The sequence below is a fragment of the Streptomyces sp. SAS_281 genome, assembly GCF_052542855.1.
The window spans coordinates 1-12,292 of record NZ_JBMNDO010000177.1; the positions used below are offsets into that span (position 1 = coordinate 1).

General features: G+C 70.7%; 17 protein-coding genes and 1 tRNA gene. 16 read left to right on the forward strand and 2 right to left on the reverse strand.

What is annotated here, in order from left to right; genetic code table 11:
• Positions 1-52: 52 nt before the first annotated feature.
• The 15 genes from ACN6LM_RS36000 (at position 53) to ACN6LM_RS36070 (ending at position 10,492) form a co-directional block, all read left to right on the forward strand.
• Positions 53-319 carry a DUF6284 family protein gene (locus ACN6LM_RS36000; protein WP_445069635.1) on the forward strand — a complete coding sequence of 89 codons (267 nt, stop codon included), beginning with the start codon at positions 53-55 and terminating at the stop codon, positions 317-319.
• Positions 319-579, forward strand: a complete 261-nt coding sequence (locus ACN6LM_RS36005; protein ID WP_445069636.1) for a hypothetical protein — start codon at positions 319-321, stop codon at positions 577-579. Before ACN6LM_RS36000 ends, ACN6LM_RS36005 begins: the two co-directional genes overlap by 1 nt.
• Positions 576-1,880: a hypothetical protein gene (locus ACN6LM_RS36010; RefSeq protein ID WP_445069637.1), complete on the forward strand. Its 1,305-nt coding sequence runs from the start codon at positions 576-578 to the stop codon at positions 1,878-1,880. The genes ACN6LM_RS36005 and ACN6LM_RS36010 overlap by 4 nt, the downstream gene beginning before the upstream one ends.
• The gene (locus ACN6LM_RS36015; protein ID WP_445069638.1) at positions 1,880-2,227 is read left to right on the forward strand and encodes an RRQRL motif-containing zinc-binding protein; all 348 of its coding nucleotides are present in this window, start codon (positions 1,880-1,882) and stop codon (positions 2,225-2,227) included. Before ACN6LM_RS36010 ends, ACN6LM_RS36015 begins: the two co-directional genes overlap by 1 nt.
• A complete protein-coding gene (locus ACN6LM_RS36020; protein ID WP_445069639.1) occupies positions 2,224-2,538 on the forward strand; it encodes a hypothetical protein in 315 nt (104 codons plus the stop codon). Before ACN6LM_RS36015 ends, ACN6LM_RS36020 begins: the two co-directional genes overlap by 4 nt.
• A gap of 11 nt (positions 2,539-2,549) precedes the next feature.
• Positions 2,550-2,750 (forward strand): hypothetical protein, encoded by a 201-nt coding sequence (locus ACN6LM_RS36025; RefSeq protein WP_445069640.1) that lies wholly within the window; start codon positions 2,550-2,552, stop codon positions 2,748-2,750.
• A gap of 92 nt (positions 2,751-2,842) precedes the next feature.
• Positions 2,843-3,223: a DUF6251 family protein gene (locus ACN6LM_RS36030; RefSeq protein WP_445069641.1), complete on the forward strand. Its 381-nt coding sequence runs from the start codon at positions 2,843-2,845 to the stop codon at positions 3,221-3,223.
• Between the two features lie 79 nt (positions 3,224-3,302).
• A complete protein-coding gene (locus ACN6LM_RS36035; protein WP_445069642.1) occupies positions 3,303-3,623 on the forward strand; it encodes a hypothetical protein in 321 nt (106 codons plus the stop codon).
• A 42-nt stretch (positions 3,624-3,665) separates the two neighbouring features.
• Complete coding sequence (locus ACN6LM_RS36040) at positions 3,666-5,846, forward strand: FtsK/SpoIIIE domain-containing protein (RefSeq protein WP_445069643.1); 2,181 nt, start codon at positions 3,666-3,668, stop codon at positions 5,844-5,846.
• Between the two features lie 236 nt (positions 5,847-6,082).
• Positions 6,083-6,241, forward strand: coding sequence for a pRL2-8 (locus tag ACN6LM_RS36045; RefSeq protein ID WP_445069644.1), 159 nt, complete (start codon positions 6,083-6,085; stop codon positions 6,239-6,241).
• 134 nt (positions 6,242-6,375) lie between these two features.
• A complete protein-coding gene (locus ACN6LM_RS36050) occupies positions 6,376-7,281 on the forward strand; it encodes a bifunctional DNA primase/polymerase (RefSeq protein WP_445069645.1) in 906 nt (301 codons plus the stop codon).
• Entirely contained in the window at positions 7,278-7,625 is a 348-nt protein-coding gene (locus ACN6LM_RS36055) for a hypothetical protein (protein WP_445069646.1), read from the forward strand. The genes ACN6LM_RS36050 and ACN6LM_RS36055 overlap by 4 nt, the downstream gene beginning before the upstream one ends.
• Positions 7,622-8,872 (forward strand): DUF3631 domain-containing protein, encoded by a 1,251-nt coding sequence (locus tag ACN6LM_RS36060; protein ID WP_445069647.1) that lies wholly within the window; start codon positions 7,622-7,624, stop codon positions 8,870-8,872. Before ACN6LM_RS36055 ends, ACN6LM_RS36060 begins: the two co-directional genes overlap by 4 nt.
• Positions 8,873-9,046: 174 nt before the next feature.
• Entirely contained in the window at positions 9,047-9,250 is a 204-nt protein-coding gene (locus tag ACN6LM_RS36065; RefSeq protein ID WP_445069648.1) for a helix-turn-helix domain-containing protein, read from the forward strand.
• Between the two features lie 66 nt (positions 9,251-9,316).
• Positions 9,317-10,492 (forward strand): tyrosine-type recombinase/integrase, encoded by a 1,176-nt coding sequence (locus ACN6LM_RS36070; RefSeq protein ID WP_445069649.1) that lies wholly within the window; start codon positions 9,317-9,319, stop codon positions 10,490-10,492.
• A gap of 82 nt (positions 10,493-10,574) precedes the next feature.
• On the opposite strand, the gene ACN6LM_RS36075 is transcribed toward ACN6LM_RS36070, so the two are convergent.
• Both ACN6LM_RS36075 and ACN6LM_RS36080 read right to left on the reverse strand, forming a co-directional pair.
• A tRNA-Pro gene (locus ACN6LM_RS36075) sits at positions 10,575-10,648 on the reverse strand.
• 95 nt (positions 10,649-10,743) lie between these two features.
• Positions 10,744-11,685 carry a metallophosphoesterase gene (locus ACN6LM_RS36080; protein WP_445069650.1) on the reverse strand — a complete coding sequence of 314 codons (942 nt, stop codon included), beginning with the start codon at positions 11,683-11,685 and terminating at the stop codon, positions 10,744-10,746.
• Positions 11,686-11,764: 79 nt separating this feature from the next.
• Between ACN6LM_RS36080 and ACN6LM_RS36085 the strand changes: the two genes are divergently transcribed.
• Positions 11,765-12,229 (forward strand): GatB/YqeY domain-containing protein, encoded by a 465-nt coding sequence (locus tag ACN6LM_RS36085; protein ID WP_383292687.1) that lies wholly within the window; start codon positions 11,765-11,767, stop codon positions 12,227-12,229.
• The last annotated feature ends 63 nt before the right edge of the window (positions 12,230-12,292 follow it).

The following is a 12,292-nucleotide window of genomic DNA, read 5'->3' on the forward strand; positions in this document are numbered from 1 at the left end:
GAAACACCGGGGCGCTGTTCGGGCCGTTCCTCTGGGAAGGAAACACGACCCTATGAACCCCATCGTTACTGTTCAGGACGCTGTTACCGCGTTCGCCGACTTCATGGAGCCGACGGACGCGGAGCTGGACGTGATCGAGCGCGAGATGCCCGTCATCGTGGCGGACATCGACCTGCTGGACGCGCAGATCATGACCCTTGACCGTCCGGTTGGTGAGCTGGACGTGCGGCGTATCCGCCGGGCCCGGCACCGGGCCATGGCTGCCCGTCGCGACCTGAGCAACCGCATCGTCGCGGTGCAGCCGGGCGGGGTGGCGTGATGGGCTTCCGTGACAAGGTCCGCGACCTGGCCATCAACCACATGACGGACACGGACGGCACTCCGAACCTGGCACGCCGGGCATCTCAGGCCGCCGCCCTGGTCGCCCACACCGCCGCCGATCACTCCACCGCTGCCGCTGCCGGTATCTCGCTGCTCGGTGCGGCGGCTGTCGCGGCCGAGGGCGCCCTGTCCAACTACGTCTGCCCTCCCGGCGAGTACGCCACGTTCACCTCGTCCCGGAAGGGCGGTGGGTCATGAGTGTCTATGCCGAGGAGCGCCGTGCGGACCGTGTAGCGGATGCCGAGCAGCGGCGCATTGACCGGGCCGCCGCCGACGAACGCCGTGCGGAGCGGGAGCGGGTTGCCGATGAGCGGGCCGCGCGTCTTCGTGAGCAGGAGCGTGCGGAGCGGGACCGGGCGCGGCGGGCGCGGGCTGAGGCCCGTGCGGTGCGGCGTGCGGCCCGGGGTGAAGCGCTGACGGCAGGCAACGTGTACCGCAAGGGCACGCTTGGCCTGGTCGCGGCGTCCGCTCTGGGGTCGCTGCCGGCGCAGGTGCTGCACTTCGTCGCGATCTCTCCGACGCTCCTTCCGTTGCCGTTGGCGATCGAGGGGGCGGCGTGGGTGATGGCGGCCGGTGTCGCCTACGCCGATGAGCGGGCCTTGCCGGTGTGGGTGCGGTGGCTGCTGCGGTCGCTGGTCGTCGCCGCGGCCGGCTTCGCCGCGTCGATCAACTACACCTACGGCACCCACCTGCCGGGCCTGTCGGCTTCGGACGCGCGGACGGCGGGGATCGGGCTCGCGGCGGTCACGCTGCTGGGCCCGCTCCTGTTCGAGGTGCGCCAGTGGGTGACCACCCTGTCCGTGAAGACCGGCACCGCCGAGGACAAGGCGCGGCGTCGGCACGACCGCAAGCGCCGCCGTCAGCACCGGTCGATCGCGCTCGTGGCCGATCGGCTGGTGTCGGCCGCACCGTTCGGTGAGCTGTCCTTCGAGGACGCGTTCGCCCGTGCCTGGGAGATCGAGACCGGCACGGACGAGCCCGGCATGACGCCGAAGCTGCATGAGCGGGCCGCTCGATCGGTCGCCGCTCTCGCCGCCGCCCAGCGCCCCGCAGAACCCGCCCGGCACCGCTCTGGCGGGTGGTTCCGTCGCCGCCGTCCGATCGGCCTCCCGGCCACCGAATCGGCGGATACCTCGTCAAATCGGTCTACGGCTGACCTGGGAGAGTCGACCCCGCGCCCGGTGATTCTGCCCGCCCCGGTGGTCGTGGACGTCGTGAAGGCGATCGAGGCGCCCCGGGTTCGTGCGGTGGCCGCTGAGTCGACGCGTCCGCGTCGGGCGACCGGCCGTGTTCCGGACGTGGCCCGATCGAAGCGGCCGGTCCGCACGGCCGATCAGTTGCTCGATGAGGCCCGATCGGTGACCGCCGACTGGTCGACCGCCGACCTGACGGCCGAAGCGATCCGCAAGGCCGTCCACACCTCGCCCGCCAAGGCCCGCGTCCTGCGCGACACCCTGCGCGCCGAGCGATCGACGGCACCGGCTGAGGCGGTGGCCTAGTGGGTGCGCTGCCTGAGTACCGGTGGCGCTTGGCCCCGGACGGCTACGCCACCCGTCGACAGCTCCGCGCGATGGGGCTGCGGCCCGGCGGTCAGGATGTCGCTGCCGTCGTCTGCCGGCCCCGGCGGCGACGGGAGCCGCTGGTCGCCTTCCTCTACCGCATCGAGCTGGCCCGCCCGGTACGGCCCATGACCCCGGGCCGTACCGCCGCCCTCGCGGCGGCCATGCGGGCCCGCCGCACCTGCCCCGCTTGCCGGCGGGATGCCGGGTACTGCATTCCGCGCTCCCTCGGCATGTGCGTCGCCTGCCACGACAGCCCGTCCGACCGAAAGGACACCACCTCATGAACTCGCAGATCGCCTGGCCCGAGGGTGTTCTCGCCCGCTACCTCACCGTTGGTGGCGCCACCGTCGAGATCGTCAAACAGTCCGGTTATACGGGCGCGAAGCATCCCACCGAGCACTTCATCACCTGCGGCGGATGCGGCGACACGCACTTCGAGGACTGGGGCTGGAGTCCGTCGCACGACGAGTTCGGTACGGGCCCCCAGCCCGACTTCGATGCCGACGGCACGTACTCCATCGCCCCCGCTCGCGCCTGGGCGCAGTCCCACGCCGAGACCTGCCGGGCCATGCCCAAGCCGACCGCCCGAGCCTGAAGGAGGCCGTCATGGCTGCCGAGGAGATCCAGCAGAACGTCATCCAGGCCGCAGCGCAGGCCATCGTCATCGAAGAGGTCCGCGCCTACGTCGAGCAGATCCACTCTCGTGGCCGCATCGACCTCGCCGACGCCGGGCGGATGGTCGGCCACCTCATGTCCGCCGAAGTGCTCCTGATGAACGTCGCCAAAGCGTTCACCCCCACCGACTGACCACCCCAGCCCCGGCACCCATGCCGTGAGGGCGCCGGATCGACTCCGGCCCGGGGCACTCCCGCACACCCCTTGCCCGTGGAAGGAACCGTATGGACCCCCACCTGCCCGCCACCCGGGCGGTCACCGTCGTCCAGCTCCCCGACGGCACCTACACCTACGCCGACCCGGCGAACCTGCCCGCCCCGCAGACGCCGCCGCAGGTCGTGCAGCACATCCACCACGCCCCGCCCGACCGCACCATGCAGCGGATCGCGCTGGGCTCCGGCATTGGCGCCGGCACGGTCGCCGCCGGCGTCTACTTCGGACCGCTGCTGGTCGGCGTCCTCACCGCGATCGCCGCGAACCTCGCCCTGCTCGCGTTCCTGGCCGCGGTCATGGCCTGGGGTGTCGTCACCGTCGTCAAGTCGGTCGGCGGCGATGAGGGCAAGGCCGCGTCCAAGGCGGTATCCCGGGCCCGTCGCCGCCGCTGACGGCCCCCTGTCCGCCCGGACACCATGCCGGGCGGGCGGAGGGCCGGACAGCCCGGCCCCTGCCCTGGGAGGCACCCCCATGCACAGCTATACCCCCGCCGAGAAGCGCGAGCGCAGCAAGCTGTTCCGCAAGGGCTTCCGCCAGGCCATGGCCGACTGCGTCGACCCGCGCCTCGAAGCCAAGATCGAGCGCATCGACCAGCGGGCCGCCGAGCGCGGCGCGCAGGAACTCGCGGCCCTGTACAAGGTGCAGGCCGACGCCCGCCAGGCCCTCGCCAACGCCAAGGCCGCCGAGCGCACCGCCCCCCGCACGGACCGCCCTGCCGCCCGCCAGGCCCGCCGGCAGGCGGAGGACGCGGTGCGACGCGCCGAGCGCGCCGTCCTGCGTGCCGAGGGCTGAAACCACCCCCAACCCCCTGTCGAGTATCAGGAGAGGTCAGGCATGTCCGAGAACGTGATCCCCCTGTTCAAAAACCCCGAGACCACCCCGCCACCGGCCGCCCCGAACACTCCAGAGACCGCCGATGCCCCGGGTGAGAGTGGCCCGGTGCCGCTGTGGGTGCGCTCTGGTCGCGCCGTACGGGGCGCCGTCACGCACGAGCGGACCCGGGCCGGAGCCCGCGCCGCGGTCCGCCACTCCCTCTACGTCGTCGGCGGGGCGGGTGTGGTCGCCCGGCGGACGTGGCAGGGCCGGACGGTGGCAGTCCACCACCAGATGAGGGCCGCCGCGGTGGCCGCGGGCAACCAAGAACTCGCAGCCGAGTGGCAGGAGAAAGCGGACCGCTTCCGCACCGACCGCCACCGCCGCCGGATGGACCTGATCAGCGGTGTTCCGCAGATGGCCAAGTCCGCCGCGATCGGCACCGCCGGCACGGAGGGTGCGTTACTGCTACTCGGTGCCTGCATGGCCATCCATGACAGCGATGTGCACGACGTGATCGCGCCGACGCTGGCCGCCGTCGACGCGGTCCGGGCCGTGTGCTGGTTCGTCGGTGTCGCCTGGGGGCCCGCTCTCGCACTCGCGCTGCTGGCCGGGCTGTCCCACCTGTGGCGGGCAGGTCAGCAGCAGCAGACCGCACCCGCCTGGGCCCGCCCCACCACCAGCGGAATGGACGACGTCCCGGTCACCCCCTCGGTCGTCATCAAGGCCCTTGCTGATCTGGGGATTTCCCCGCTGCGCAAGGCCATCAAGGAGATGGCCGACGGTGCGGCCGGCATGCTCGGCCCCATCACCCTGGCCGGGTGCGGCGTCGAAGTCGACGTCACCCTCCCCTCCGGAGTCAGCACCGAAGAGGTCCTGAACAAACGGCGCAAGCTCGCGGAGAACCTCTCCCGCCACGAACACGAACTACACATGACCCTCCCCCCGGCCCCGCGGACCGTGCGCATGTGGATCGCGGACTCCGGTGCCCTGGACCAGCCCATCGGACCCTCGCCGCTGCTCACCGACCCCGACGCCACCGCCGACATGCACCGCGGGCGGGCCCCGTGGGGTGTCGACCTGCGCGGGGACGCGGTGCTGGTCTCGCTGTGGCAAAAGCACATGCTCATCACCGGCCTGTCCAACCAGGGCAAGACCGCGAGCCTGCGGGCGTTGGCCCTGTGGCTCGCGCTGGATGTGCGGGTGGAGTTCCGTATCGCTGACCTCAAGGGGGTGGGCGACTGGCAGATGTTCGACGGCATCGCCACCGTCCTCATCCAGGGCCCCACCGACGACCACGTCATCGAAGCCACCGAGATGATCGAGGAGGGCGTCGCGGAGATGGCTGATCGGATCGCGTTGATGCGGGCGCTGACCGCGAAGGGCTGGAGTCAGGACAAGATCCTGGCCGACCGCCGGTTCAACCCCCTGGTGCTTGTGGTCGATGAGGCGCAGGTGGCCTACGGCTCCGGTGCTCAGGAAACGTTCGTCACCGAGAAAGGCGCCGTCCGCAAGGGCGCCCCGTTCGGGGGGTCGAAGGCGGACAGCCGCTACTTCCAGGCCGTGAAGAAGATTCACGACCAGGGACGCGCGGTGAACGTCACCACCTGGGAGGGCACCCAGGACCCGACCAACGAGAACCTGCCCAAGCGCTCCCGCGAGGGCAACCACATCCGCGCCTCACTGGTCCTGGGCACCGAGTCCCAGGCCCGCATGGCCGTGGGTGACTCCGCGGTCGACGCCGGCGCCGCCCCGCACAAGCTGCGCCAAGGGCTGGACAAGGGCACCCTCGTGGTCGCCGGCGACGGGGTCAAGCTCGCCCCCGGACAGCCCTCCGTCACCGCCCGAACCCACTACATCGGCCCCGAGGACGCAGAGACCATCGCGGAACGGGCCAAGGCCCTGCGCGCCGGCGTGAAGACTTCCGCGGGGGCGGAGTCGGCTCCGCGGGAGGTCGACCACCTCGCCGACGTGGCCGCGGTCCTCGGCAGCGAAGAGCGGATGAAGTCCGACGAAGTCCGCCAGCACCTCGCGCAGCGCTGGCCGGAGGTCTACAAGTCGTGGTCCGCCTCCGACCTGGTGCAGGCCCTCAAGCCGTTCGGTGCCGAGCCGCGCAAGTACAACGGCAACCAGATGATCTCCCGCGCCCGCCTCTTCGCCGCCATCGAGTCCCCCGCCGACGAGACCGAGAACGCCGGATAAGGCCACGCACGGTGACGGGGAAGGGGTTGGGGAGTCGCGCACATCTTGGGGAGTTCTCCCCAACCGCCTCCCCAACCCGCCCCACCCACGCTGATCAGCGACAACACCCCAGTTGGGGAGCATGGGGAGCCTGGGGAAGCAGCATTCCCCGCACCCCGGGAACCCCCGGAAACAGCCTCTCCGCAGCCATCCCCCAACCCACCTGACAGCTACGAAGAGTGAAAAAGGAGGGAAGCGTGGCCGACCCGTATCGCCCGCCGCGCGGCGAGTGCCGCCAGTGCTGGGCCCACGCCCACGACCGCAGCATCCACACCGCTCAGGACCAGCACACCGACTGCGCCGACTGCGTCAGCCACATGCACGGACGCCACCCCGACCACCTGATCGTCAAGTAACCCACCGGGCCGACCCCGCGCCGGCACGAACAGATTCCGCGTCCCGTTCCGCAGACGCCGACGGCGGCCCCCTCTCACGCCAATGAAGCGGGGCCGCCGTCGTCTGCCAGCACACAGAACTGGAGACACCCAGCATGACCCAACCCACCCCCATCCGGCGAGCCCTCGCCGCCGCGCTGGCCGCCGCCGAGCACGGCTGGCACGTCTTCCCCCTCCGCGTCGGGGACAAGCGCCCCGCCCTCCACAGCGAGCAGGCATGCCCCGCCACCGGGGCCTGCGCCGGCGGGCACCGCAAGCCGGAGGAACGGGCCACCACCGACCCGGACCGCATCCGCGCCGCCTGGTCGACGGGGGCGTTCAACGTCGGCATTGCCACGGGCCCGTCCGGGCTGGTCGTCATCGACCTCGACACGGTCAAGGCCAAGGACCCGAAAGGAACGCCTGACGGCGTCACTTCCCTGCAAGCGCTCTGCGAGCGCGCCGGACAGCCCGTCCCCGCCACCTACCGGACCCGGACCGCGAGCGGCGGACACCACCTCTACTTCACCGCCCCGCCCCGGTCCCAGCTCCGCAACACGGCGGGCAAACTCGGCAAGCACATCGACACCCGCGCCCACGGCGGCTACGTCCTCGCCGCCGGCAGCACCCTCCCCAACGGCACGTACGAGGTAACCGACCCCACCGCCCCCGCCCCCCTCCCGGAATGGCTCCACACCCTCCTGACGCCCCGTCAGCCGTCGCGGGTGCTAATGGCCGCGCCGTCGCCATCCAGGGCCTCTCAGTACGCCTCAGCAGCCCTCAAGGCCGAAACGGCGGCCGTCGCCGGGGCGGGTGAGGGGGTGCGGAACTGGACGCTGGTGAGGGCCGCCCGCGCCCTGGGCCGCTTCATCCCGTCCGGCGACCTCAACCGGGACGAGGTGGAGCAGGCTCTTAATGAGGCGGGATTGCGGGCCGGACTCCGCGAACACGAGTGCAGGGCCGCAATCACCAGCGCCCTGAACTGGTCCATCGCCCACAACCCCGCCCGGCGGACCGCATGAGCACCGCCAGGAACCCCCGCCTTAAGAGCCTGCCCGCCACCCCCACCCGCCCCTGCTTCGCCGAACCGGCCCCGACCGCCCCCGGCGAGAGTGCGGCGAAAGTCGTCGCCGAAGGCGTCCCCGTTGCAGTTCGCCCTGACCCGCACACGGTCACCGTGACCGGCATCCAACCCGGCCTCACCATGCGCGGACTCGGCCGCTACGAACTCCCCGTGGCGGACTGGCTGTGCACCTGCGGCCATCACGAACGCGCACGGGGCCGCCGCGCCGTCACCGAACTCACCACCCGCGCTCACGTCAACAACTGCCCGCACACCGAGCAGCACCGGAGGAACGCCGCATGACCCCCAACCAGCAGTCCAAGGCGCCCATCGACGGCGCCGCCCTGCTCGATGAGCTGGAAGCTTTCCACCGCCGGTTCAACGTCTTCCCCACCGAGTCCGCCTACGTCGCCGTCGCCCTGTGGGACGCGCACGCTCACCTGATCGACTGCTTCGAGACCACCCCTCGCATCGCGTTCCTGTCCCCGGAACCGGGGTCGGGGAAGTCCCGGGCGCTGGAGATCGTGGAACTCCTCACCCCCCGCCCCATGAGCACGGTGTCCGCGTCCGCGAACGCCCTCTATCGACTGGTCGACTCCGCCGAGGGACTGCCCACGGTGCTGTTCGATGAGGTGGACACCATCTTCGGCCCCAAGGCTGGAGCGGACGAGGCGCTGCGCGGGTTCCTGAACGCCGGATACCGGCGGATCGGAGGGGCTCTGAGGTGTGTCGGGGACGGCTCCAACCAGAACGCCCAGGTGTTCGGCTCCTACTGTGCCGTCGCCATGGCCGGGCTCGGATCCCTGCCCGACACGGTCCTGACCCGGTCGGTCATCATCCGGATGCGCAAGCGAGCCCCCAACGAGAAGGTTGAGCCCTATCGTCAGCGCATCCATGAGAAGCAGGGCCACGCCCTGCGCGATCGAATCGCGAAGTGGGCCGACACCGTCCGCGACCAGGTCGCGAATGCTTGGCCCGACATGCCCGAAGGGGTCACCGACCGGCCCGCCGACGTCTGGGAGCCCCTTCTTGCCGTCGCGGACGCGGCCGGCGGAACCTGGCCCGCCCGCGCACGCGCCGCCTGCCTGGACCTGATCAACGCCGGTCACGACAACGATGAAGCGTCGTTGGGCGTGCGACTGCTGACCGACCTACGCGACAAGGTGTTCTGCGGCGCGGACCGGGTGCCCACCGCCGTCATCCTCGAAATCCTGCTCCGCATGGAGGACGCCCCTTGGGGCGACCTGGACGACAAGCCCCTGAACTCCCGGACGCTCGCCAAGCTCCTCAGTCAGTACGTCACTCCGGCCATCAAGCCCATCAAGCCGCGTGGCATCCGAACCCCCTCCGGCACTCCCAAGGGCTACTACGCGGAAGACCTCACGGACGCCTGGACCCGGTACTGCTCCCCGCCCTCCGAGGAATCCGCAACGTCCGCCACGTCCGCCACACCGCAGGTCAACGAGGGTGAATTCGTGGCGGATACCGCCACAGCCACCCGCCACATGCCTGCGGATTCCGCCACACCGCACTTGCCGGTCGCGGGCTGACCCCAGCGCTACCAGGTGCCGCCACGCCCTCCGCGTGTGGCGGCACCTATCCGCCACGCAACTGCCATCCGCCACAAACGAGGACCCCTGACCTGCGGTGTGGCGGCGTGGCGGACGTTGCGGATCTGCCAGGACAAGGCGGGCACCCGCCCGCCACACGTAGAGGAGACTCCCGTGGCCACGCCCACCGCCTCGCCGCCCGCCTGTCGACTCCTTCGTGTCGAGGATGCCGCGCTGGCCCTCGGCTTCAAGCGATCCACCGCCTACGAAGAGATCCGCCGAGGCCGCCTCCGCACCGTCCGGGTCGGCCGCCGACGCCTCATCCCCACTGAGTACATCGAGGAGTACATCGACCTCCTCAAGCGCGAATCCGACTGACCGAACCGAACCAGCGGGGCCCGTCCACTCATGGGCGGGCCCCGCGGCATGAAAGGAACTGCCGACGTGGCAACCAGCAAGCCCACCCGCAGGGCTGGGCACGGGGAAGACACCATCTACTGGGACCGGGCCAAGAATCGCTACGTGGGGGCGGTTTCCCTTGGGTACGCGCCGAACGGCAAGCGCCTACGGCCCAAGGTCTACGGCAAGACCAAGACGGAGGTACGCGACAAGATCCGCGACCTCAAGAAGGAGGTCGCCGCAGGTGTTCGCACCCCTGCCAACTACACCGTTGAGAACGCCGTGAACGATTGGCTGGAGCGCGGACTGAAGGGCCGGGACGCTCAGACCGTGGCCAAGAACCGCACGCTTGCTGACAAGCACCTGATCCCCTTCGTGGGCAAGGCCAAGCTCAAGGACCTCAGCGCTGACGACGTGGATGACTGGCTCAACAGTCGCGTCGAGGCGCTGTCCACGCGCAGCCTTCGGGATGTGCTGGCCATCCTTCGCCGGTCCATCGAGCATGCCCAGCGGCGAGACAAGGCCGTGCGCAACGTCGCGCTGCTGGTGACCGTTCCGGAGGGGCGTACCGGCCGGCCGAGCAAGGCGCTCAACCTTGAACAGGCGAAGGCCGTGCTGGGGGCCGCGCGGGGGAGCCGCCTCTACGCCTACCTGGTCCTGTCCCTGCTCGGAGGGGTGCGGACCGAGGAGGCCCGGCCGCTCACCTGGGATCACGTCTACCTGACGCCCGAGGACGGTATCCCGCCCCACGTCGCCGTGTGGCGGTCTGTGCGCAGGCACGGGGAGACCAAGACGCGCAAGAGCCGCCGGACGATCGCCCTGCCGAAGCAGGTTGTGGACGTGCTGGTCGAACACCTGCGGTGGCAGAAGCAGGAACGCGCCTCACACGGCATCGAGTGGCGTCCCGACGGTCGGGTGTTCACCACGCGGAGCGGTGAGCCGCTGGACGCTGCGAACGTTCGGCGTGACTTCCGCGCCATCGTGAAAAAGGCGGGACTCGATCCCGAATGGACCCCCCGGGAGCTTCGCCACAGCTTCGTGTCCCTGCTCTCCGATCACGGCATCCCGCTGGAGCGCATCGCCATGCTGGTCGGCCACAGCAGTCAGGCGACCACCGAGGCCGTCTACAGAAAGCAGCTCCGACCGGTGATCACGCAGGGGGCAGAGGCTATGGATGAGATCTTCGCCGAGCGGCATAGGGCAGCCACGCCGGAGGCGTAAGCAAATCCCTTTGGCCCCCTGTTTGGCCCCCGGATACGACAGAGGCCACATACGGATCGCCGTATGTGGCCTCTGACCAGCGTCGGGGTGGCGGGATTTGAACCCACGACCTCTTCGTCCCGAACGAAGCGCGCTGCCAAGCTGCGCTACACCCCGATCGCCGCCGGTCTCCCGGCGACATCGACAACTCTAGCCCACCGGCGCCCGGAGACGAAATCCGGTTTTTGTCGTGATCGGCGGGAGCGGCCCGGTCAGACGTCCCGGGGGGTCAGGGTGAGCAGGGTCGCCTCCGGGGGGCAGGCCACGCGGACCGGGGCGTAGCGGCTCGTACCGCAGCCCGCCGAGACGTGGAGGTAGGAGCGGTTACCGCCGGAACAGTGGGTGGAGAGGCCCTTCACGCGGTCCGTGTCCAGGTCGCAGTTGGTGACCAGGGCGCCGTAGAAGGGGATGCAGACCTGGCCGCCATGGGTGTGACCGGCGAGGATCAGGGGGTAACCGTCCGTGGTGAACGCGTCCAGGGAACGCAGGTAGGGGGCGTGGACGACGCCGATCGAGAGGTCGGCGCCCGTCTCGGGGCCGCCGGCGACCTCGGCGTAGCGGTCCCGCTTGATGTGCGGGTCGTCCAGGCCGGTGAAGGCGAGCTCCAGGCCGTCCAGCTTGAGGCGGCCGCGGGTGTTGGACAGGTTGAGCCAGCCCGCCTCGTCGAAGGCGTCGCGCATCGGCTCCCACGGGTTGTGGACGACGCCGACCGCCGGGGCGTTGCCGTTGAGGCCGTGCTTGCCCGACGCCTTCTCGAAGAGGTACCGGACCGGGTTGCGCAGCTTGGGGCCGTAGTAGTCGTTGGAGCCGAACACGTACACGCCCGGGAGCTCCATCAGCGGGCCGAGCGCGTCCAGCAGCTCCGGTACTGCCTCGGGGTCGGAGAGGTTGTCGCCGGTGTTCACCACGAAGTCGGGGCGCAGACCGGCCAGGGACTGGAGCCAGGCGCGCTTCTTGCGTTGCCCGCTGACCATGTGCACGTCGGAGACCTGGAGGACGCGCAACGGGCGCGCCCCTCGCGGAAGCACCGGGACGGTGACCCTGCGCAGGCGGAACGAGCGGACCTCGAAGCCGGCCGCGTAGGCGAGACCGGCGGCGCCGGCCGCGGCGGTGACCGCCGTGATTTTCAGGGGTACTCCGTAGCGTGCGCGCATGCGCCCATCGTCGCAGACGTCGTACGCCCGCAGGAAAACAGGCGGGCGCCGGGCGCCCCGCACCTGCCACAATCACCTCATGACCACGCTCAAGTCCAAGCTCAAGGAAGACCTCACCACGGCCATGAAGGCGCGTGACGAGCTGACCTCGTCCACGCTCCGGCTGACCCTCACCGCGATCACGAAGGAAGAGGTCGGTGGCAAGACCGCCCGCGAACTCTCCGACGACGAGGTGCAGAAGGTGATCGCGAAGGAGGCCAAGAAGCGCCGTGAGGCCGCCGACGCCTTCGCCAAGGGCGGCCGGACCGAGCAGGCCGAGCGGGAGAAGAAGGAGGGCGCGATCCTCGATGCGTACCTTCCGCAGCAGCTGAGTGACGAGGAGCTGACCGCCATCGTGGCCTCCGCCGTGGACGAGGCGAAGGCCGCCGGGGCCGAGGGGCCGCGCGCGATGGGCGCCGTCATGAAGATCGTCAACCCGAAGGTCGCGGGGCGCGCCGAGGGCGGCCGGGTGGCCGCCACGGTGAAGAAGCTCCTCGCGGGCTGAGCGAAGCCGGAGCCGGCCCGGGGCCGGGCCGCGTACGTACGAGGGCGGGGCGCCCGGATGATC